Source organism: Bacillus sp. FSL M8-0025 (genome assembly GCF_037975475.1).
Classification (GTDB): Bacteria; Bacillota; Bacilli; order Bacillales; family Bacillaceae; genus Bacillus; species Bacillus subtilis.
Window position 1 is genome coordinate 3,467,019 of sequence record NZ_CP150258.1, and the last position, 21,356, is coordinate 3,488,374.

Consider the following 21,356-nt stretch of genomic DNA (forward strand, 5'->3'; position numbering starts at 1 on the left):
GTCCTGCCAGTATATTCGTGAGGTGAAACGTATTGAGACCGACAAACAAGAGAATCCTTGATGCTGCCATGCAGCTGCTCGTCAAAAAAGGATATCGCGCAACGACTACAAAAGAAATTGCAGAAAAAGCAAATGTAAGTGAAGCGACGATTTTTAGGAACTTTAAAAACAAACAAGGACTAGTTGAGGCTTTGCTTTCTCAGCATTCTTCAAACAGAGGCAGCATTTTGGAACAAACAGAAGGGGATTTGTACAAAGACCTGCTTCATATCGGAACCTGTCTCTTGGAGGAGCTCGAACATAGAAAAGATATCATTAAAATCAGCTTTCGTGAACCGGCCATGTTTCAGGATGTCATTAACCACGTCACTGAATATCCCCAATCTATGAAACAGCTATTGGTTGATTATCTCAAAACGATGGGTGAGAAAGGGGTTATTCAGACAGGAAATGAAGCGGAGAATTCCGACGTATTCATGTCGATTATCTTCGGTTATTTCATTCACCGTCTCCACTTAGGAGACAGGGTCATATCAATGCCCCAGGAAAAAATGCTGGAGCACAGCACAGCTCTATTTGTCAAAGGAATTTCTGCTGATTAACTCCTTGGCATAATAAAAAGGAGGATCCCAATGAGCTCAAGAAAAGAATGGGCGCTGATCGTCTCGCTATTATTGGGGGCCATTCTGGTTCCCATTAACTCAACGATGATCGCGGTCGCGCTCTCATCTATTTCCCATACGTATAACGAGTCCATCGCAAGCATCACTTGGGTGGTTACCGTTTATTTAATCGTGATGGCAGTCACACAGCCGATTGCAGGGAAGCTCGGTGACATGTACGGCAATAAAACAATGTACTTATGGGGAGTCGGCCTTTTTCTAATCGCATCTCTAGGCTGCGCCCTTTCACCGAGTCTGCTCCTGTTAATTGTCTTTCGGGCATTGCAGGCTGTCGGCGGGGCATTGCTTACGCCAAACAGCATTGCCATTATCCGGCATGTTGTTTCTGAAAAACGCCTACCGAAAGTGTTTGGATTTTTCGGACTGGGTGCGGGACTTGGTGCAGCACTCGGGCCTTTTATCGGCTCTATACTGATTGACAGCTTCAGCTGGCATTCGATTTTTTGGGTCAACATCCCGTTCCTCGCCATTGCTTTATTTACGGCATTAACGATGTTTCCTCAATATAAAGAAAATAAATCTGACGCGCCGCTGGATATCATCGGCTCTCTCTTGCTTGCAGGCAGCATCGTTTCCATTATCCTGCTGACGAAAAATGAGGCTCCATGGGGATATGCGGTATACAGTGTATTGATACTTCTTTTTGTTCCGCTTTTTTTCAGAAGAGAAAAACGTACCCAGCACCCCATCATTGACTTTGCACTGTTTAAAAGCTCAACCTTTACAAATGCGAATCTATCAGTCTTGTTAAGCAATTTGATGATGTATGCCGTCTTATTGATTATGCCGTTATTTATGACGAACCAATTTGGGCTTAATACATCTAACAGCGGGATGGCGCTTTCTGTATTTTCGATCTTCATGTCAGCCAGCAACTGGGTGGGCGCGCAGCTCCATCACAAATGGGGAGCCAAAAAAATCATTTTTCTTTCATTTGCCATGATGGCTGGTGCGAATCTATTATTTTTGCTGTTAAGCAGCTCGCATTCTGTCTTGTTCCTCATGCTCTCTCTTATCCTTGGCGGGCTCGCTTCCGGAGTCGGTCTGACCAGCATGCAGGTTTCATCCCTTGCCACAGTAGACCCCGGTATGTCAGGAGTGGCATCTGGGATTTTCTCGACCTTCCGTTATTTCGGAAGCATCATTTCATCAGCCTTAATTGGCCTGATTTCGGGATATCACACCCTATTTATGATTCTCTTTGCTGTATCCATCATCGGCGTTTTTGTTTCATTGGGCATCAAATCTGATGAAACGGCACGGATAGAAAAAAACTCAGCGTAACACAAAACAGCCCGGCATCGCATCATCCTGCGGTGCCGGGCTGCCTTTTATGATCCCGAAGCGACTGCTTCGTCTTCACGGTCATCCTTTACGAAGAGGATGCCCAATTCATGATGTTCTCCTTCATAAGAAGCTCGCTGGTCAAAACGAATTTCTCCATTCAAACCGATAATTTCAAGCTTTACATATGCACGGTTATGCTGAAGCGCTTCATAGAAATCAGAAACGTTCTTAACCGGTATGCCATTGACTTTCGTTATGATTTCCCCGATTTTCAATTCCAGATCCTCAGCCGGCGTATTGGGGATAATCCCAAGCACCATTAAGCCCTGATCCCTTTTCGAGAAATAAAACGGAGCCGCGTTATCATTCACTCTTTGCTTTATGGACAGAAAAATACGCCCTAACAAAGCGGTACAGACCGCTGCACCCGCAAGCGGCGTCCACAGTAAGCTCGCTGCACCGAGAACTGCGACGGCAAGACCGAGAATACAAACGCGTTTCGCTGTGATCCTTATACTCGTTTCAGGCAGCGATCCCTGTACCCTTTGTCCAAATCCGACAAAGTAAGGAATCCATAGAAAATGGAATGAGCCGCCGGGAACCGTAAACACGGGCCACCAGCTAAGGTGCGATTCTAAACCATTACCGGGCACGAGAAGGAACAGCGGCAAAAGCCAAACCCGGTTTGCCAGCTGCTGTCCGATCGGCAAACCGCGGCTGCTTACGACAAGTGCCGGTGATGTTCTCACATGCGCAGAACGATAAGCAACCGCTCCTTCAGTGATAATCAGCAAACCTAGAAACACAGCCACAGCCGGCCAAACAACTGCAAATCCTTGCGGAAATCTCTCCAGAAAGGGCTCCGCCTGATATATTTGCAGTCCAAAACCTATCAGCATACTCACACTGACGATATATGCAGCAGACATCCAGTTTGCGCGAAGAGTGAACGCTGCCGCTGCAGTGATAACAGCAATAATCGCAAGTAAACCGAGAGGAATCGATATTCCGAGTCCACCTAAAATAACTGACAAAAGAAGACCTGGAATCAGTCCCTTTGTATATGTAAATTTCAGATCATCATAAATATCTGCTATTCTTGTATGAAAGGTTTTTCGTTCCCGTTTGATTCTTACATAGCCGAAAGCCAAGGTTATGATGATAAAAAACCAGAAAAGCGGGTGTAAGAAGAACAAGCCCGCGCTTTTTAACAGTTCAATTCCCCATTGAACAGACACTATCTCTCACCGCCTCAAGCCAAACATGTTACTCATATTCTATCAAATATTAAATGGCTTGGATATCCTCAGGAGAGTTTATCTCTCTTGCGTCATCCACAGCGTGACATTCGATAGTGAAAAATCCTTTAAATAGTGGTTTACATCCACATCCAATAACCCGCTGATTAGATGCATCGACCTTTTTATATCTGTCAGATTAATTCCTAATCGCTTATGGTTTTTCATTAAGTAGTTAAAATAATGTTTGGCGCATTCCTCATTAATGTCATTTACTGATTCGACATTGGTGTAATTGACCAAATATCTGCTGAACAGCATAAGAAGACTTAGTGCTTTTGTAGCTGAAAATGTTACGTCTTGTGTTCTGTCTTTTAATTGTTCCACTAATTCATAATATTTTTTTTCACGCACAATACTTGCCCTCTTCAATTGTGAACCCCCATTTTCTTTATACAGATAAGCACGGGCCAGTATAAGCAGCAGTACTGGAGTGCTAACAAGCATTCTCGCTAACGTTACTCTTTAAATACCTGTCGTTCAGCTGCCATTAACCTGATTACTGTTCTTTTTAGAACCTTCTTATATTGTATGAAGTAAACAAAGACTAGGCAACTTGCAAAAGTTTCATTTTAAATGCATATTAACTCGTTAGAAAGTCTCTCTCATATATTGATATCGGGTAATAACAGTCCTTTATAAATGTTTATTTGTGAAAATTTTTTTAATTTCTTGTCAAAAACTCATTTTTTATGTGACTTATGATCCATAATCTCTTTAAGCACAAAGAAACAGGAGATGAAATACCATCTCCTTTAATTGACAAATAATGATTTCAATGCTGTTTGAAGCTGCAAATCATTTTTTTCATCTGATTTTTTCTTTTCTATCTGCTGATTTAATGTCTCTGCAGTGCGAGTGTCGATCACACCGGTTTTATTCAGCTTGTTTTGATCCTGAAAAGCCATAACCGCTTTTTTCATGTCTTTGCTGAAATAGCCATCCTCACGTCCCGGATCAAAGCTGAGACCTTTTAACAATACCTGCGCATGCTTGACGTCTTCATTGTTCATGTCCACTTTAAGCGGCTCTTTCAGCTGTAAGGGCCCGGCGGAAAAATAATCGGGCTGCTTAATCGCAATGGTCGGTTCAATTCCTTTCTTATGAATCCAGTTTCCATTTGGCGTCAGCCACTTGTAAAGCGTTAATTTGATGTTGCTGCCGTCCCCCATTGGCACAGCCTGTTGAACCGTTCCCTTTCCAAAAGACGTATCGCCTACAACATCATAATGGCCAGCTTCCTTTAATGCGCCGGCAAGAATTTCTGATGCAGAGGCACTTCCTTTATCCGTAATCACATTGACAGGGTACGCTTTTTTATGGGTCAATGTTGAAAAATAACGTTTTTTATCTCCATTGCGTTCAGCAATCTGAATATACGGCTGATCCTTTGTAACGAAATGCTTAAGAATTTCTTCCACACTTTGAAGATATCCACCCGGGTTGCCGCGTACATCAATGACAAGTCCTTCTATTTCTTTTTTCTCAAGCTCCCTCAGCGCTTTTGCAAAATCCTCTGCGGTGTGCTCAGAAAAAGTAGAGATGGCAATATATCCGACAGAATGCCCCTGTACTTTTTTCTCTGATGCAAAAACCGTTTCGAGCGGAATCTCAGCTCTCTTGATCCGGAATGACAACTGCTTCTTCGTTCCAGGCCGCTGAATCTTCATTGAAACGCTGGACCCTTTTTTTCCTCTTATTTTTAACACAGCGTGGTTTAAATCCTTGCCGGCCATCGATTCTCCATTGATGCTGATAATTTCATCATTAGGCTTCAACCCGGCTTTTTCCGCTGGCGATTTCTTGAATGGAGAAACAATAATAATTTTGCCGTCTTCCATTCCAACCTCAGCCCCGATGCCTTCAAATGAGGAATCAAGAGAATCAGAAAATTGCTTAGCTGTCTGCTTGTCCATGTAAACAGAATAAGGATCATTTAGCGTAGACAGCATTCCCTGGATGGCTCCCTCGAGCAGCTTTTCTCTATCTACTTTTTCTACGTACTCATTCGAAATTAACTCATACGCTTTTTCGATTTTGTCCATAGCTTTATCCCGTTCAGAGTCAGCTTGTGCCGTCGCGGGAACTGCTGCAGTCTGGGGCTTATCCATCTCAAGCAGGTTGATTCCCGCATATACACCGGCGCCTCCGAACAGCATGCTCCCTGCTGCTATCACAGCCATTATTTTTTGATTCATCCTTTACTCCTCCTGTATGCCAGACTGTCTTTACCAAAACCTAGAGATAGTATATGTAAAGGATGGAGATTTCATGTAATCATAGAAGAAAAAGAAGGCAAATGAAAAGCCGTCCCGAAAACGGAACGGCTTTTTCACTTTATACTCGCAGAAACTTGCGGATGGAAGTCAGACTTCCCCATACTCCAATTACTGCGCCGATTGCAATCAGCACTAGCGAAACTTGGAATACAAATGGATTATAAGGAAGAAGAGAGACAAATGATCCTTGAACCTTTGGAACGACCCATCCGATGACGTATTGGTAAGTGCTCAGCACCAGTGCAATCGGAATCACAGAACCGAATACGCCTAGCAGCAATCCTTCAAGGAAAAACGGCCAGCGGATAAACCAGTTTGTCGCGCCGACAAGCTTCATGATTTCAATTTCTTTTCTTCTTGCGAAAATTGTAATTTTAATGGTGTTGGAAATTAAGAACATCGCCGTAAATACCAGGCCGATAATTAACGCGATTCCGATGTTGCGGGAAACGCCGACCACTTTAAACAAACGGCTGACCTCTTCTTTTCCATAAGTGACTTTATAAACATGATCCATTTTTTCGATCTTTTTCGCCACGTTCGGCGTATCATGCGGATCTGTCGTTTTGACGACAAACGCATCATTAAGCGGGTTTTCCTGATCCTTCATTGTCAGGGATTTTCCGCTGTCACCAAAACTGTCAACCAGCTGGTCAAGCTCTTTTTCTTTAGATGAAAAAGTGACACTCTGAATGCCCTTCAGTTCCTTAATATCGTTCTGAAGCTTGTCCTGTGCCTTCTGATCTGCAGTCAGATCAATCAGCACTTTGATTTCGACTTGTTTTTCTGCATTCGTGGCCATGTTATTCAAATTCAGCATAATCACTAAAAACACGCCGACTAAAATCAGCGTAACGGTTACAGCACTAATGGATGCAAATGTCATCCATGTGTTTCTCCCGAGAGATTTAAAACTCTCACGCAAGTGGCGCCCGAGAATTTTAATCATATGAACCATACTCCCCTCTTGACTCATCACGCACAATGATACCATCTTCGATTGCAATGACACGTTTCTTCATGGTGTTTACGATTTCTTTATTATGTGTCGCCATCACGACTGTTGTCCCGCGGTTGTTAATTTCCTCCAGCGTCTTCATGACTTCCCAGGACGTATCCGGATCAAGGTTTCCTGTCGGTTCATCAGCAATGACAACATCAGGGTTGTTCACAATTGATCTGGCAATAGATACACGCTGCTGCTCCCCGCCTGAAAGCTGGTCAGGAAATTGTCGCGCTTTATGCTTCAGCTGCACGAGATCAAGCACTTCAAGCACCCGTTTCTTAATGACAGACGGCTGTTCTCCAATCACTTCAAGGGCAAATGCCACATTTTCAAAAACAGTAAGTTTCGGAAGAAGCTTGAAATCCTGAAAGACAACACCTATTTTGCGGCGCACGAAAGGAATCTCTTTTTCTTTAATTGTCGCGAGATCTTTATGATTGATTAAAATTTGTCCTTTTGTCGGTTTTTCTTCTCTGTAAATCATTTTAATAAAAGTAGATTTACCTGCTCCGCTCGGACCAACAACATACACAAACTCGCCGGGATGAATGGTAACAGAAATCCCATTGAGTGCTTTTACGCCGTTCGGATAGGCTTTATATACTTCCTTCATCTCTATCATGAAATCACCTAATCTTTTATATCATTTTATCTATCACACGGTCATACTCTTCGAATGCATTCGACAATTTATGACCCATTCATTTGTAAAAAGATGAAAAATCTGAAAGTTCCCTTTTTCAATACACTTCATTATACGTCAAATTTAGACATAATACTATTACAGTTTCTTTTCATTCATATTGTCAAGGCATAAAAACATCCTTGCCAGCACTCGGCAAGGATGTTTTTATCTTACTTTTTTTCTGACAGCCATTTGGCAATAACAGCGGCTTCGTTATCATCTACAAGCCCCTTTGGCATATTGCCGCGGCCGTTTTTAATAATGCTTTCAATTTTGTGTTCATCGTATTTGCCTCCGACCTCTTGGAGATTAGGCCCTGACACACCTTCTAAATCCTTGCCGTGGCAGCCTACGCAGCTTTGCTGATATAATTCTTCCCCTTCAGATGCAGTGGCTTCCGTCTTGCTGCCAGTGTCTGTCTTCTCTTCTTTTGCATCGTTTGATCCGCAGGCAGCCAACAGAACAGAAAGCGCAAATCCAATCATTAGTATCGATAACTTTGATTTCATGTTGAGAAGCACAACTCCTTTACGATCTCTTCCATATTATAACCTCGTTTAAGCGCGTTTGAAACCCTCGCCCAGCACCTCGCTCGCGTCTGCTACAATTACAAAAGCTGACTCATCAATCTGTTTGACGATTTGTTTCAATTTGGTGAATTCAGTTTGCCCAACCACGCACATTAAAATCGGACGGTCATCGTCAGTATATCCGCCGACTGCAGAAATTTTTGTCACGCCTCTGTCAATCTTCTGTAAGACAGCCTCCTTGACAGCCTGCTCCTGCTTTGTAATGATGAGCGCCATTTTTGAACGATTAAAGCCGACTTGCACAACATCAATGGTTTTGCTGGACACATAGACGCCAAGCATGGCATATAAGCCTTGCTCAATATTAAATACAATCATAGCCGTAACAACGATCATTCCGTCAATGATGGCGAGACACTTCCCCAATGACAGACCGGAGTACTTATGAATGATCTGTGCAGCCAAGGCTGTACCTCCCGTCGAACCTTTCCCTAAGTACACAATACCAATTCCGATACCTATCCCGACACCGCCAAAAATCGCCGCCAGGAGTTCATGATGAGTGGCGGGCTGAATATCCCTTGTCAGAAACACTACTAGCGGCAAAAACACAGAACCTGCAAGCGTCTTTAGTCCAAATTTCCCGCCGAGCAAAATGACGCCAGCAATAAATAAAGGGATATTAATAATCCACTGTACATACGCTGCTTCAAAACCATATGATTGTAAAATCGTACTGATCCCGCTGACACCGCCGGCGGCAATCTTGTTCGGAAGCAAAAATACATTAAAGGACACGGCCGTAATCGCTGCTCCTATCAATATGTATACATAATCCCGCAAAATCCACAATGTTTTATTCCGTACGTCCATCATATATCCTCCGTTTCTTCCAATGCTCTCCGATAGCATTTTAATCCTTCCCTGATTAGATGTAAATAACACCCAAATACAGTGGTAATATGCTAAAGCAGCAGTGAAATCAAGGATATAAGAAATAAAAAAACACACCCGTATGCATCAGGTGTGTTTTTTCAGCTTATGAAAGCTTAGAACGCAGGTAGGCATCAATAAACGTATCAATGTCACCATCCATTACAGCTTGAACGTTCCCCATTTCTGTATTGGTCCGATGGTCTTTTACCATGGAATACGGATGGAATACATAAGAACGGATTTGGCTGCCCCAGCCGATTTCTTTTTGTTCACCGCGAATTTCATCCAGCTCTGCCTGCTGCTCTTCAATTCTGCGCTGATACAGCTTGGCCTTCAGCATTTTCATGGCTCTTTCACGGTTTTTAATTTGTGAGCGCTCCGTTTGGCATGTCACAACTACGTTCGTCGGCAAGTGAGTAATCCGAACGGCTGAATCCGTCGTATTGACGTGCTGTCCGCCCGCGCCGCTTGCACGGTACGTGTCAACTTTAATATCCTCCGTACGAATATCAATATCAATTTCATCGTTAAATTCAGGCATGACTTCACATGAAACGAAAGATGTGTGGCGGCGGCCTGATGAGTCAAATGGTGAGATCCGCACAAGACGATGGACACCTTTTTCTGCTTTGAGATACCCGTAAGCGTTGTGTCCTTTGATGAGCAATGTCACTGACTTGATTCCCGCCTCGTCACCTGGAAGGTAATCGAGTGTTTCTACTTTAAAGCCGCGGCGCTCTCCCCATCTTGTATACATTCTAAGAAGCATAGAGCCCCAGTCCTGTGACTCTGTACCGCCAGCACCAGGGTGCAGTTCTAAAATCGCGTTATTTTTATCATACGGCTCGCTGAGAAGAAGCTGAAGCTCAAACTCATTGAACTCTTTTGTTAATGATTTTAGTTCTTTTTCAAGCTCAAGCTGGAGATCAGTGTCCGGCTCTTCTTTCAAAAGATCATGAGTCATTTGTAATTCTTCGTGGGATTCATTCAATTTTTTATACGAATTGACATAATCCTTTAAACCGTTTGCTTCATTTATAACCGTTTGAGCTTTTTGCTGATCATTCCAGAATTCCGGATCAGCCATTTGTTCATCTAGCTCAGCAATGCGGGCCTCCTTTGATTCGAGGTCAAAGAGACCCCCTAAAGTCCGCTAAACGAGAAGCCATATTTTCGAGCTCTGCTCTAATTTCTGATAATTCCATTTCATTCACCTCATTAAAAGATCCACAGGCGCCTGCAGGCGCCGCGGTCGGTAAACTTGCCGGGGCGAACTATTCAGTACGGCCGCAGCAATTTTTATATTTTTTCCCGCTTCCGCAGTGGCATGGGGCATTTCGTCCGATATCAACCACTTTGCGAACCGGTGCTTTCTTTGCTTTTTTGTTATCGTCGCCTTCTTGCGGCTGATGAGCTGTTGTTTGACCTTGTACAACCTCTTCACGCTCCAGATTGTTTTCAATCTCAGCTTTCATCACAAATTTTGCGACTTCGTCCTCAATTGATTCAATCATATGCTCAAACATCGCAAAACCTTCCATTTGATACTCACGAAGCGGGTTCGTCTGCGCGTAAGCACGAAGGTGAATCCCTTGGCGGAGCTGATCCATCGCATCAATATGATCCATCCATTTAGAATCAACGGCACGAAGAACGATAACTTTTTCGAATTCGCGCATTTGCTCTTTGCCGAATTGCTCTTCCTTCTCATTATATTTTGTGATGATGCGATCCATAATGAGCTCAAGCATTTCATCCGGTTCTTTGCCGAAGATATCGCTCTTCTCAAGTGCACCTTCATCAAGATAAGTTGTGTTGATAAGATCAACTAGACCGTCAAGCTTCCACTCCTCAGGAAGCTCTTCTCTTGGCGTATAGGCTGCAATTGCGCGTTCGAGAGAAGACTTGATCATATTTTCAACGATTTCACGCAGGTTTTCAGAGTCAATGACTTCAAAGCGCTGCTTATAAATGACCTCACGCTGCTGGCGGAGAACATCATCATATTGCAGAAGCTGTTTACGCGAATCGAAGTTATTGCCTTCGACGCGTTTTTGAGACGATTCAACCGCGCGAGATACCATTTTGCTTTGGATTGGAGTAGAGTCGTCCATGCCGAAGCGGTCCAGCATCGCCATTGTCCGCTCAGCTCCGAATCTGCGCATCAATTCATCTTCCATAGAAAGATAAAATTGAGTGATCCCTGGGTCTCCCTGACGTCCGGAACGACCTCGAAGCTGATTGTCAATCCGGCGTGATTCATGTCGTTCTGTTCCGACTACAGCGAGTCCGCCAAGCTCTTTTACACCTTCGCCAAGCTTAATGTCCGTTCCGCGCCCCGCCATGTTAGTCGCAATCGTAACTGCGCCTTTTTGGCCGGCCTCTTCAATGATCTGCGCTTCACGTTCATGGTTTTTGGCATTTAACACTTGATGCGGAATTCCTTTGTTTTTAAGCAGCTTAGAAATCAATTCAGATGTTTCAACGGCAACCGTACCGACTAGGACAGGCTGTCCCGTCATGTAACGCTGTGCGACATCCTCCGCAACTGCCTTAAACTTTCCTTCCATCGTGCGGTAAATTAAATCCGGACGGTCATCACGGACAACAGGCCTGTTGGTAGGGATCGTGACAACCTGCATGTTGTAGATGTTGCGGAATTCTTCTTCCTCTGTCTTAGCTGTACCCGTCATACCGGCAAGTTTTTCGTACATTCGGAAGTAGTTTTGGAACGTAATCGTCGCCAAGGTCATGCTTTCGTTTTGAATCTCAAGCCCTTCCTTTGCTTCAATCGCTTGGTGAAGCCCCTCACTGTAGCGGCGGCCTTTCATCAGACGTCCCGTGAAGGAGTCAACAATAACAACCTGTCCGTCTTCCACTACATAGTCAACGTCCTTTTGCATCGCAACGTGAGCTTTTAAGGCCTGGTTGATATGGTGGTTGAGCGCGACATGCTTCACATCAAAGAGGTTATCGATGCCGAACGCTTTTTCCGCCTTCGTCATTCCTTCTTCAGTAAGCTGTACAGCTTTTGTTTTGATATCGTACGTGTAATCCTTCTCCGCTTTTAACGTGCGGACAAAAGCATTTGCCTGTACGTACAGCTTAGTGGATTTTGCAGCTTGTCCAGAAATGATAAGCGGTGTTCTCGCTTCATCAATTAAAATAGAGTCAACTTCATCTATTACCGCAAAATGAAGCGGGCGCTGAACCATCTGCTCTTTATAAAGAACCATATTGTCACGCAAATAGTCGAAGCCAAGCTCGTTGTTTGTGGAGTAAGTAATATCAGCGGCATAAGCTTCCCGTTTTTCGTCTTTTGACATTGAGTTTAAATTCAAGCCGACAGTCAAACCGAGAAACTCGAAAATTTTCCCCATCTGCTCAGCGTCACGGCTTGCCAAGTATTCGTTGACAGTCACGATGTGTACGCCTTTACCTGTTAACGCATTTAAATAAACAGGCAGAGTAGACGTTAATGTTTTCCCTTCCCCTGTTTTCATTTCCGCGATATTTCCGTCATGAAGCGCCACGCCCCCCATGAGCTGGACTTTAAACGGAAACATGCCTGTTACGCGGCGTGAAGCTTCTCGAACAACAGCGAAAGCTTCAACAAGAAGATCATCCGTTGTCGCCCCTTTTTCAAGGCGCTCTTTAAATTCAATTGTTTTATGTTTCAACGCGTCGTCAGAGAGATTTTCATAGTCTCCGCGAATCGCATCAATATCGTTAGCAATTTTTTCGTATCTATTCAGCGTACGTTTTGTTGGATCAAACATTTTATTTAAAATTCCAAGCATTTATAACGCTCCTCTATCATCACATGCCTATTTTAAAGGCATGTATAAATAATTTACTAGTCCATGTATACCTCTCATTATCATATCATACCTTTTGTTATTTCCAAAGAATTTGCAAATAAGAAAAACAAAAACCTTCCGCGGACATCACGGAAGGCTTCTTTTCATTATTCAGTCGGTTCAATTAAGCCATATTTCCCGTCATTTCTGCGGTACACGACATTTGTAAGGTTTGTTTCCGCATTTGTGAAAACAAAGAAATTATGGCCAAGCATATTCATTTGCAAGATCGCTTCTTCACTATCCATTGGCTTTAAATTAAAGCGTTTCTGACGGACAATGTCCAAGCTCTCCTCCTCTTCTATGTCATCCTGAACCGCAATATCTGTATCAGAGCCAAGGCCGTTTGCCAATAAATATTTTGGAGAGCCCTGCTCACGGAATTTACGGTTTACTTTCGTTTTATGCTTACGGATTTGACGTTCCAGTTTGTTTGTTGCGAGATCAATTGCGTTGTACATATCCTCGTTATGCACCTCGGACCGAAGCGCCAGATCTGTCATCGGAATCGTAACCTCAACCTTAGACTCCTTGTCATTGTAAAACTTCAAGTTGACGTTCACATCAGCATCCACGCTATGGTCAAAATAGCGCTCCAGCTTGCCGATCTTCCTCTCGACATGATCCTTTAACGCGGGTGTCACTTCAATATTTTCTCCTCTGATGTTATAGTTCATCAAAGAACGCCTCCCTTTTATTAAGGATATGTATCTATTTCTCTTTTACCCTTTACAATTCCTGCTGAAACATAAATCTTTTGTGAAAATTCAGTGAACTTTGTCGAATTTTGTTTGTATTTGCTCTGTTATTGGCGGTTCGGAGGTATATGTATATGCTGATTGAACGAAACAAATACCTCACACACGCCTAATTGATTAAAAAGGGTTCCATACATTGATGAATAGACAGCATCCATTTTCTATAATGAATCAGAAAATGTTCCTTTAAATACTCACAGAACTCATGAGAGGGAAAAGAGTAAGAGACCAATTGATCAAACTCCGCAAAAATTTGGTCAAATGCTTTCACACAAATTTCAGCACACCGCGAATCCATAATGAAGAGAAGTGTTGAATGTGTTGAATCCAAATAAAAAAAGGCTTGGATCAGATCTTGGTAGATCCGATCCCCTTCTGTTTTTGATAAATTCTCTTCAGCCTCTATCAAATAACACAACCCCTCTTCGATGGTAAAAAGAAGATGATAATAAGCTGATAAAAGCGTATAATCTTCAATGCTCTTCAAGGCACTCACCTATTTACGCTTGTCATAATATGTGCCGTCAATCGTAATGTTGTTATAAGGGTTTAAATACGTCGTATGCATCACACGTTTTCTTTTCATCTGCTGAAGTTCTGTTGCGATTGACTGCTTCAGTCTTTCCATTTCCTTCACAATCAGCTGATCCCATGTCAAAATAAGTTTCATCTGCTTTCGCTCTTCTTCTAAAAGCGGCAGAGATATCTCCTGAATCCGTTCAGACCGTGTAGCCACAAAGTCTTCAATTTGCTTTAAAAGTTCATCGCTTTCCGGCGTATTTTGTATGTGTGACAGCATACTCTTCGTCTCAGTGTATAGTTGATCTATATTATTCATGCGATCCCGCCTGATCCGTGCCGGTCCTTCCGCTCACTTTGAATGGCTTGTTTCCAAGCATCGCGAAAATCTGTTACATAACCTTCAACCTCAGCCAGCATGCCCGTATCATTTTTGATATTTGCCTGTACCAATCTGCGATACATATAATCGTACATCGCACCCATAGAAGCGGAAAGCTCTATGTTACGGTTAAGTGTAAAATTTAATTCCTGAATAATATTTTGCGCTTTAATCAGATTTTCATTTTTACGTTCCATATCATCATTCTCAATGGCCTGAGCGGCAAGTCTTATAAATTTCAAACAGCCATTATACAGCATAAGCGTCAGCTCACCGGGTGTAGCCGTATTCACTGAATTTTGCTGATAGGCTGTATAAGGATTTTGGATCGCCATGTGTCATCCTCCAAATTACATTTATTGTGCTAGAAGCTGTGATAAATAGGACGATTGTTCGTTCATTTTTTGAATCGCAGAATCCATTGCACTGAATTTTGTATAATAGCGGTTTTCTATTGTGGTCAACCGGTCCTGCATTTTGGTGATATCAGTGCTGATCGTGTTTAAATTTTTACCGATTGAGTAGTCATTGGTTCCCATTGTCGAGTTACCGGCTTTTGCTTCAATGCTTTTCACCGTACTTTTCAGTGTGTCACCGATACGTTTCATAATCCCTTTATCACTATAAGCACTGCTGTTCGACCCGCTTGTAAATAAGGCGGCAACACTTTGCGGATCTTCTTGTATTTTAGCTTTCAGTTTGTCTTCATTAATTTCTAGATGTCCTCGCATTTGGTAAGCACCAGACGTTGTGATGCCAAATTCAGTTAATTGATAGGTTTTTCCATCCGCACTAACTTGAGAATAAAAATCAGTCCGCATTTGATTCGTACCAGTGCTTATGCTGGTATCATTTTTCAGCAAACCGCTTTTTGCCTTCTCTTCCCAGAGTTCTATCTCTTTATCGGACATGGCTTCTTTTTGTTCACTCGTCAGCGGCGCATAGTCTCTGTATTTTTCTTCTTTCAACTTTTCATTCAGGCTGTCTACCAGTTCATTGTATTTATTCACAAACTCTTTAATTTGGTTGTAAATCCCGTCAACATCAGTAGATACAGATGTGGTAACAGGGCCTGTGGCTGCAGTTGTATTTTTGATCGAATAAGTAACGCCATTCACTGTGAAGTTGTTTGACAGCTTCTCCATTTCAAAGCCGTTGATGGTGACTTTTGCATTCGTTCCTTCTTTGTAAGCAGTAATCTTATTATCAGTGTCCAAAGAAAAACCTAGCTGGCCAGACATAAAATCTGCTGTAGCAGAGTCTGCTGCTTGTATACTGCCTCCTGCACCTGTTGCTTTAGAAGAAAACGCAATGGTTTCCACATACTCTGTACCATTCCAAATTTTATCTTTAAAAGCTGATACTCCTAGATCTGAGCTGTTAAGTTTAGAAATCACATTATCAATCGTATCAGCGCTCGTCACACTAATGTTCACTGTTTTTGCGGCTGTCTCACCAGGCGCAACAACGTTAAATGCCAAATTATAATCGCCCTGTGTGTATCCTGTATAATTGTTTGCCTTATATGTCGCAGCAGTTGCCAAACTTGCTACTTCAATAGTAGATGAAGAGTTTGCTGCACTTGCAGTTCCTGTAGCAGTTAACACAGATTCGTTTGAGCTTGATACGGTTTTACTCTGAAACGTACTCGGATATGTCAGCTTATTATTAGACATATAATCTTGGAATTCTTTTATTTTCGAGTTTACTTCACGATAGCTATCACGCTGCCATTCAAGAGTCTGCTTTTTTTGTGTTAGCTTATTAAGCGGTGCTCTTTCTGTCTGCATCAGCTTTGATACAATATCATCTATATCCATTCCTGACGCCAGACCTGTTATTCTCGTGACCATTTCAAACCACTCCTAATCTACTTTTTTTCATCTACAAATAACCCAAGAAATTCAGTCATAGCTGCATAAAAATCTAGCCACCGCCTTGGCGGAATTTCACGGATCACTTCATTTGTAGAGTCCTCTATTACTTTTACATAGTATTCATTTAACTTCTCATGGAGCTCAAACTTCAGATGAACTTGCGAAGGTTCCAAAAACTTGTTCATTCCCTCTACCATTTCAGCAAGGTCGGTATATGAAACTTGATGAACAGGAACCTCACTCTCATGATCTTTCTGATTATGTATTTGAGTATCATAACGATCCCAAACAGGTTGTAACGTAGTGAGCCTTTCAATGTTCAATTGATCATCCCCTATGCCCCAATCTATCGTTTATATCGACTAAATCGAGATAAGATTACACATATTTTTGGAAAAAATCTCATCCGTTTTAGATTTCTTAGTTTGGAAATACGTTTATAAAAAGTAAGTGGAGAATCCGGTTATTATATCATGATTTAATAACAGCAAGTGGAATGATTCGGAGTTAGAAATATAAATAAAAGACCTTGGCAACGCCAAGGTCCTCTCTAAAATTAACGTAACAATTGAAGCACGTTTTGCGGCTGTTGGTTCGCTTGAGCAAGCATTGCTTGAGAAGCTTGAGAAAGAATGTTGTTCTTTGTGAACTCGCTCATTTCTTTCGCCATGTCAACGTCACGGATACGAGACTCAGCAGCTGTTAAATTTTCAGAAGAAGCACTAAGGTTGTTAATTGTGTGCTCTAAGCGGTTTTGTACCGCACCAAGTTTTGAACGTTGGCTTGAAACGCTAGTAATTGCAGTATCGATTTTCGCGATCTCAGTGTCAAAACTAAAAGTAGCTGATGAAACATCGATCCCTTTTACTCCTAAAGTTGTTGCATCCATGTTGCCAATTGTAACATTAATATTTTGGGTAGCATTTGCACCAATTTGGAATGTAAATCCTGCTGTTACACTACCGTCTAAAAGTTTTTTTCCGTTAAATTCAGTACGTTGAGAGATACCATCGATCTCTTCAGTTAAAGCATCCATTTCATCTTTAATTGCAGTTAAATCTTCAGGTTGCTGTGTACCTGTGTTACCAGCTTGAACAGTAAGTTCACGCATACGTTGAAGGATGGCATGAGTTTCAGTCAATGCACCCTCAGCTGTTTGGATAAGAGAGATTCCGTCTTGAGAGTTTTTAGAAGCCATATCAAGACCTCTGATTTGTCCTCTCATTTTTTCAGAGATCGCAAGACCTGCTGCGTCATCTCCCGCACGGTTGATGCGAAGACCTGAAGAAAGTTTCTCCATGTTCTTTTGGCTCGCACTGTTGTTTGAAGACAAACGGTTCAGTGTGTTAAGCGCTGCAATATTGTGGTTAATTCTCATTGTTTTGTTCCTCCCTGAATATGTTGTTAAGGCACGTCCTTGTGCCCTTATTTTGTAACTGGCTGAGTCTTTTGCGCCTCCTCCCGGCTACATCATTAATATCGGATTGTCTCTGATTTTGTTAATACAAAAATAAAAAAATCCTCACTTTTTTTGTGAGGATAATGCGGAGATCACATCGCTGGATAACGCTGCTGCACGGTTATTTTCTTCCTGAATGGTCAAGTAAATTTCTTTCCTGTGAATATCAATATGCTTTGGGGCGTCAATTCCAAGCTTCACTTGATCCCCTTCAACCGCAATCACTTTTACTTCAATATCAGCACCTATTTGAATCGCTTCGTTTATTTTCCGCGATAAAACTAGCATGATTCTCCTCCAATCGGATGCTTTGTCGTATATGAGGAGTCGTGTAAAACGACTTGCTTAGCCATCATGTTCTTGCGATTCACAATAATGGGAGCCAATAAATTCGCAGTAGACTTTTCAAATGGCTCTGCCATAGTCAATATTGTCATGACTTCTACGTCTTGAATATTATCGATATCCAAAAGTTCAGCAGTTGATTCATCAAGATCAAATTCATAATTCTTAAAAAAGATAAACGGACTTACGACGATAAACGCAAGATTTTCTGAAGTGACGGACTGCAGTGCCACGAATGGAGAGTCTTCTGAAAGCGGAAGTATGACGAACTGTTTTTCTTCTAAAAAGCCTGGAATCCCGCTTTCAAAAAGAATGATTTGTTCTTCTTTTATGTTCATTTGGCCATGGTACTTCGTATGAATGATCATTGTTCACGATCCTTTTCTTTTTACTTTTCGGGTGATTCTTTCGGGTATTCTACATCTATATTTAAATCAGGGTATTGAAGCATGTCAACCTTAACATTTCCTGGCGTATATTCAACAATTGGCTTATGCGGCTCAGCCTGAATAACAGGCTTTCGCGGCGTAATCTGCACATCAAGCTGTGACGGAGTATATTGTATTTTCACCCTCGAAAGAGAAGGAGCATAATTTTCGCCTAATTGAATTTGGTGCATTTCAGAGTTCCTCCTTGCTTGTGAAGCGATTGGGTTCCCCTTATTTTCAATCTTCATAAGCTCGTCGCCTTCTTCTGCAGTGCGTGCTATTCCCTCCATTACATCCTCATGCCCTTGTTGGGCGGCTTCTTCAATTCTCTTGAAAACATGCTTTCTGTCTAATTCTTCCCATGCTTGTGTCTGGTCAATCGTGAGTTTTCCAGGTGTCACCGATATTTCCATTTCCGCACTCGGCTGTTCGATCTCTAGATCAGCTTGAGGCTGCTCCATTTTTAAGCTGGCAGGCGTCGTTGTTAAACCAATTTTTCCTTGAACACTATGCATAATCAATCTGGGAATCTGCATCACTCTACCTCCTGAACTATAAAAAAAGCGAACTCCTAAGAGCCGCTTACTTTAAAAAGTCAATCAATGTAGGCTGAACAATTTGCGCATTAACGGCCAGAGTAGCCCTGTGCACACTTTGCTGCGCAATAAATTCAGTTATTACTTCTTCCAGTTCTACATCTTCATTGTCTGATAACACTTTGGTAGCTGTTTCTTCTTGCGCTGACAGTCTTGTATTAACCAGTTCAAGACGATTATATCTCGCTCCAAGATCAGATCGTTCAGCGCTCATGCCGTCAGAAAAATGATCAATATCATTTAAAACACTGTCCATGCCATCTAGCGAACCAGAATTTAGTGCTTTCTCAAAAGAATCAAGCATTTCAAATACATTCTGCCCGCTTTCAGAAGTGCCTCCAAAAGCTGACTTTGGATCTGAATTCACTTTCAATGACATATTATTTGATATATTGACTACGACATCAGCTGTATCAGAAATTGTATAAGTTCCGTCTCCGTTATCTGTAACCGGAGGCTTATCTGAATTTGTGCCATTAAAGATATATCTGCCGTTCACTTGTGTATTCGCAATATTTAAAAGCTGTTCCTTTAACTGCTTTACCTCTACGCCAATCGCTTGCCGCTCCGGCTCGCCGTTTGTATCATTTTGAGCTTCAACCGCTAATTCTCTGACCTTTGACAAGATGTCAATTCCTTCTGTAATGTTTGTTTCTGTGTTTTCGAGCCAGGTAAAGGCTTGAGAAGCATTGCTTTTGTACTGCTGCACTTGAGACAGTTGCGTATTATACTTTAAGCTTTTCATTGCTACTACAGGATCGTCGGAAGCTTTTGAGATTTTTTTCCCTGAAGAAATCTGCGACTGGAGTTTATCCAGCTTCGAGTAGCTCGAACCGATATATCTCAGTGAGTTTTGCTGTATCATGCCTTGTGTTACTCTCATGTGACTCTACCTACCTTCCTCCAACACCCATGCCGTTGATCACTTTATCAAGCAATTCGTCTTGTAAAGTCACCATTCTTGCAGCTGCATTGTATGCGTGTTGGAATTGAATCATATTCGTCATTTCTTCGTCTAAAGAAACTGCGCTCATTTGCTGACGGTTTATGTCAGCATCATTCAGCTGTGTTTCTGTATTAGACGCCAGTCGATTAGCCTCTTGAGCTTCGATCCCTAGCTCGCCAATCAGACCCGCATAATAATCTAAAACACTAGTTTCTTTACCGTTAATGGTTATTTTACCGGTTAAAACATTTGCTAATTTTGTAGCATTTGCGTTATCGTTGGCTGCGCCAGTCAGTGAGAAAGCAATGTTTGCGCCTTTTGAATCTATTATGCTGTCAGCCACTTTGATCTTGCCCGCCGCGCCCTTGGCAGGTTCAGTTTCACCGCCAGTAAAATCAAAAAAGTCTCCGCCTTGTTCACCGCTCTTGGTCACACCATTTCTGTGCACTTCATTGAAAGCTTTCGCGAATTCAAGCGCCATATTGTCAAGATCAGAAAGCATTTCCGGGTATACGCCCTTTTCTTGGCCATCTGCTGTTATATACCCATAAGACTCTATAAACCCTAAAAGGGATCCCTTGCTGCTAAAGGACTCCGCCTGTACAGCTGTATCCCCGATTGAAATACTTGATACTAACCCAGTTTCATTATCATAGTTGGCTGCAAGTTCTGAAACCTCGTAATTTTTACCGTCCAAAACAGTTCCTAGCGACTGTTTATTTTTATCAAGGATTTCAATTGATACAGTTCCTTCAGCAGATGCAAGTGCATTCCCGCCTGATTTGTTGTAGCTGACTTTGATATCAACCATTGAGGATAATTTATCGATCAGCAAATCTCGCTGGTCATATAAGCCATTCGGAAGAAGCCCGACCGGCTCTACTTGTGCAATTTGCTTATTTAAACTGTTTAACTGAGAAAGCAGAGAATTGACATCCAACACAGTTGTATTTAGCTCTGCTTTTAAATTCGATTGGACATTTGTAAGTGATTCAGAAATATAATTAAACGTTTCAGCTACAGCTTGTCCTTTTCGAGCAACAACAGAACGTGCACTTTCTTCATTTGTATTATTCGATAATTCCTGCAGGGAATTCCAAAACGAATTGAGCACACTGTTCAAGCCGCTGTCATCCGTTTCATTTAAAACGCCTTCCATTTGGGACAGCGCTTTTGCCTTCGTGTCATAGTATCCGGCACTGTTGTTTTGAAGACGGTATTGGTAGTCAAGAAAGATATCTCTTATTCTCTCAACTGATTTTCCTTGAACGCCCGTACCCATTTGTCCCGCTGTTTTTTCTGCATTTTTAGATACAGCAGGGAAATAGTCAGTTGCCTCCAATGAGACCCGCTGTCTTGTATAACCATCAGTATTGGCATTTGCCACGTTATTTGCAGTAGTGCTTAAAGCTGCCTGCTGAGCGCTTAACGCCCGCCTTGCAGTTTCAAGCCCCATAAAGGTAGATGTCATTTTCTGAATTC

Annotated in this window: 23 protein-coding genes; 2 read left to right on the forward strand and 21 right to left on the reverse strand. The window is 42.2% G+C overall.

The annotated features are described in order from the left end of the window. Positions 1–32 precede the first annotated feature (32 nt). Together MKX38_RS17935 and MKX38_RS17940 are read left to right on the forward strand one after the other, a co-directional pair. A complete protein-coding gene (locus MKX38_RS17935) occupies positions 33–602 on the forward strand; it encodes a TetR/AcrR family transcriptional regulator (RefSeq protein WP_017695297.1) in 570 nt (189 codons plus the stop codon). A 30-nt stretch (positions 603–632) separates the two neighbouring features. After that, a complete protein-coding gene (locus MKX38_RS17940) occupies positions 633–1,967 on the forward strand; it encodes an MFS transporter (protein ID WP_167408472.1) in 1,335 nt (444 codons plus the stop codon). Between the two features lie 47 nt (positions 1,968–2,014). Here the strand turns inward: MKX38_RS17940 and minJ are convergent, their stop codons facing one another. The 21 genes from minJ to flgK all read right to left on the reverse strand — a co-directional run bounded on the left by minJ (position 2,015) and on the right by flgK (position 21,345). Further along, positions 2,015–3,208 carry a cell division topological determinant MinJ gene (gene minJ, locus MKX38_RS17945; protein WP_003242631.1) on the reverse strand — a complete coding sequence of 398 codons (1,194 nt, stop codon included), beginning with the start codon at positions 3,206–3,208 and terminating at the stop codon, positions 2,015–2,017. A gap of 78 nt (positions 3,209–3,286) precedes the next feature. Beyond that, a complete protein-coding gene (gene swrA / locus MKX38_RS17950; protein WP_015251121.1) occupies positions 3,287–3,640 on the reverse strand; it encodes a swarming motility protein SwrAA in 354 nt (117 codons plus the stop codon). Positions 3,641–4,023: 383 nt separating this feature from the next. Then, the gene (gene ctpB, locus MKX38_RS17955) at positions 4,024–5,466 is read right to left on the reverse strand and encodes a carboxy-terminal processing protease CtpB (protein ID WP_003228041.1); all 1,443 of its coding nucleotides are present in this window, start codon (positions 5,464–5,466) and stop codon (positions 4,024–4,026) included. 139 nt (positions 5,467–5,605) lie between these two features. Continuing rightward, positions 5,606–6,496, reverse strand: coding sequence for a permease-like cell division protein FtsX (gene ftsX / locus MKX38_RS17960; RefSeq protein ID WP_009968247.1), 891 nt, complete (start codon positions 6,494–6,496; stop codon positions 5,606–5,608). Continuing rightward, positions 6,489–7,175 carry a cell division ATP-binding protein FtsE gene (gene ftsE / locus MKX38_RS17965; RefSeq protein ID WP_003228039.1) on the reverse strand — a complete coding sequence of 229 codons (687 nt, stop codon included), beginning with the start codon at positions 7,173–7,175 and terminating at the stop codon, positions 6,489–6,491. The genes ftsX and ftsE overlap by 8 nt, the downstream gene beginning before the upstream one ends. Positions 7,176–7,408: 233 nt before the next feature. Then, positions 7,409–7,747, reverse strand: coding sequence for a cytochrome c551 (gene cccB / locus MKX38_RS17970; RefSeq protein WP_003242725.1), 339 nt, complete (start codon positions 7,745–7,747; stop codon positions 7,409–7,411). A 48-nt stretch (positions 7,748–7,795) separates the two neighbouring features. Then, on the reverse strand, positions 7,796–8,641 hold the full coding sequence (locus tag MKX38_RS17975; RefSeq protein WP_003242677.1) for a YitT family protein: 846 nt from the start codon (positions 8,639–8,641) through the stop codon (positions 7,796–7,798). Positions 8,642–8,807: 166 nt separating this feature from the next. Beyond that, positions 8,808–9,909 (reverse strand): peptide chain release factor 2 gene (gene prfB, locus MKX38_RS17980; protein WP_010886623.1). Its coding sequence is split into 2 segments (ribosomal slippage): positions 8,808–9,836 and positions 9,838–9,909, totalling 1,101 coding nucleotides; the frame shifts between segments, so codons are not numbered across the junction. 69 nt (positions 9,910–9,978) lie between these two features. Continuing rightward, entirely contained in the window at positions 9,979–12,504 is a 2,526-nt protein-coding gene (gene secA, locus MKX38_RS17985; RefSeq protein ID WP_024571530.1) for a preprotein translocase subunit SecA, read from the reverse strand. Between the two features lie 167 nt (positions 12,505–12,671). Next, complete coding sequence (gene hpf, locus MKX38_RS17990; RefSeq protein ID WP_003228031.1) at positions 12,672–13,241, reverse strand: ribosome hibernation promotion factor; 570 nt, start codon at positions 13,239–13,241, stop codon at positions 12,672–12,674. A gap of 190 nt (positions 13,242–13,431) precedes the next feature. Further along, positions 13,432–13,809 (reverse strand): hypothetical protein, encoded by a 378-nt coding sequence (locus MKX38_RS17995; protein WP_101172230.1) that lies wholly within the window; start codon positions 13,807–13,809, stop codon positions 13,432–13,434. A 9-nt stretch (positions 13,810–13,818) separates the two neighbouring features. Beyond that, positions 13,819–14,160, reverse strand: coding sequence for a flagella biosynthesis regulatory protein FliT (gene fliT / locus MKX38_RS18000; protein WP_339187932.1), 342 nt, complete (start codon positions 14,158–14,160; stop codon positions 13,819–13,821). Beyond that, a complete protein-coding gene (gene fliS, locus MKX38_RS18005) occupies positions 14,157–14,558 on the reverse strand; it encodes a flagellar export chaperone FliS (RefSeq protein WP_003243747.1) in 402 nt (133 codons plus the stop codon). The genes fliT and fliS overlap by 4 nt, the downstream gene beginning before the upstream one ends. Before the next feature lie 21 nt (positions 14,559–14,579). Next, positions 14,580–16,076, reverse strand: coding sequence for a flagellar hook-associated protein 2 (locus MKX38_RS18010; protein WP_029318317.1), 1,497 nt, complete (start codon positions 16,074–16,076; stop codon positions 14,580–14,582). 17 nt (positions 16,077–16,093) lie between these two features. Further along, entirely contained in the window at positions 16,094–16,423 is a 330-nt protein-coding gene (gene flaG / locus MKX38_RS18015; RefSeq protein WP_029318316.1) for a flagellar protein FlaG, read from the reverse strand. Between the two features lie 233 nt (positions 16,424–16,656). Then, entirely contained in the window at positions 16,657–17,478 is an 822-nt protein-coding gene (gene hag / locus MKX38_RS18020; protein ID WP_339187933.1) for a flagellin Hag, read from the reverse strand. 144 nt (positions 17,479–17,622) lie between these two features. Further along, the gene (gene csrA / locus MKX38_RS18025; protein ID WP_003219727.1) at positions 17,623–17,847 is read right to left on the reverse strand and encodes a carbon storage regulator CsrA; all 225 of its coding nucleotides are present in this window, start codon (positions 17,845–17,847) and stop codon (positions 17,623–17,625) included. After that, complete coding sequence (fliW, locus tag MKX38_RS18030) at positions 17,841–18,272, reverse strand: flagellar assembly protein FliW (RefSeq protein ID WP_003228007.1); 432 nt, start codon at positions 18,270–18,272, stop codon at positions 17,841–17,843. Before fliW ends, csrA begins: the two co-directional genes overlap by 7 nt. A 20-nt stretch (positions 18,273–18,292) precedes the next feature. Continuing rightward, on the reverse strand, positions 18,293–18,868 hold the full coding sequence (locus tag MKX38_RS18035; RefSeq protein WP_003243053.1) for a DUF6470 family protein: 576 nt from the start codon (positions 18,866–18,868) through the stop codon (positions 18,293–18,295). A 46-nt stretch (positions 18,869–18,914) separates the two neighbouring features. Continuing rightward, positions 18,915–19,811 (reverse strand): flagellar hook-associated protein FlgL, encoded by an 897-nt coding sequence (flgL, locus tag MKX38_RS18040; protein WP_003228004.1) that lies wholly within the window; start codon positions 19,809–19,811, stop codon positions 18,915–18,917. Positions 19,812–19,821: 10 nt separating this feature from the next. Next, positions 19,822–21,345 (reverse strand): flagellar hook-associated protein FlgK, encoded by a 1,524-nt coding sequence (flgK, locus tag MKX38_RS18045; RefSeq protein WP_003228001.1) that lies wholly within the window; start codon positions 21,343–21,345, stop codon positions 19,822–19,824. Positions 21,346–21,356 lie beyond the last annotated feature (11 nt).

Excerpts from the sequence above, each read along its gene's own strand:
- hpf (WP_003228031.1), bottom strand. The coding sequence starts at position 13,241 with ATGAACTATAACATCAGAGGAGAAAATATTGAAGTGACACCCGCGTTA.
- MKX38_RS17940 (WP_167408472.1), top strand. The coding sequence starts at position 633 with ATGAGCTCAAGAAAAGAATGGGCGCTGATCGTCTCGCTATTATTGGGG.
- ctpB (WP_003228041.1), bottom strand. The coding sequence starts at position 5,466 with ATGAATCAAAAAATAATGGCTGTGATAGCAGCAGGGAGCATGCTGTTC.
- secA (WP_024571530.1), bottom strand. The coding sequence starts at position 12,504 with ATGCTTGGAATTTTAAATAAAATGTTTGATCCAACAAAACGTACGCTG.
- flgL (WP_003228004.1), bottom strand. The coding sequence starts at position 19,811 with ATGAGAGTAACACAAGGCATGATACAGCAAAACTCACTGAGATATATC.
- fliS (WP_003243747.1), bottom strand. The coding sequence starts at position 14,558 with ATGGCGATCCAAAATCCTTATACAGCCTATCAGCAAAATTCAGTGAAT.
- ftsE (WP_003228039.1), bottom strand. The coding sequence starts at position 7,175 with ATGATAGAGATGAAGGAAGTATATAAAGCCTATCCGAACGGCGTAAAA.
- fliW (WP_003228007.1), bottom strand. The coding sequence starts at position 18,272 with ATGATCATTCATACGAAGTACCATGGCCAAATGAACATAAAAGAAGAA.
- fliT (WP_339187932.1), bottom strand. The coding sequence starts at position 14,160 with ATGAATAATATAGATCAACTATACACTGAGACGAAGAGTATGCTGTCA.
- ftsX (WP_009968247.1), bottom strand. The coding sequence starts at position 6,496 with ATGATTAAAATTCTCGGGCGCCACTTGCGTGAGAGTTTTAAATCTCTC.
- MKX38_RS17975 (WP_003242677.1), bottom strand. The coding sequence starts at position 8,641 with ATGGACGTACGGAATAAAACATTGTGGATTTTGCGGGATTATGTATAC.
- MKX38_RS18035 (WP_003243053.1), bottom strand. The coding sequence starts at position 18,868 with ATGCAGATTCCCAGATTGATTATGCATAGTGTTCAAGGAAAAATTGGT.
- flgK (WP_003228001.1), bottom strand. The coding sequence starts at position 21,345 with ATGACATCTACCTTTATGGGGCTTGAAACTGCAAGGCGGGCGTTAAGC.
- MKX38_RS18010 (WP_029318317.1), bottom strand. The coding sequence starts at position 16,076 with ATGGTCACGAGAATAACAGGTCTGGCGTCAGGAATGGATATAGATGAT.
- hag (WP_339187933.1), bottom strand. The coding sequence starts at position 17,478 with ATGAGAATTAACCACAATATTGCAGCGCTTAACACACTGAACCGTTTG.
- cccB (WP_003242725.1), bottom strand. The coding sequence starts at position 7,747 with ATGAAATCAAAGTTATCGATACTAATGATTGGATTTGCGCTTTCTGTT.
- csrA (WP_003219727.1), bottom strand. The coding sequence starts at position 17,847 with ATGCTAGTTTTATCGCGGAAAATAAACGAAGCGATTCAAATAGGTGCT.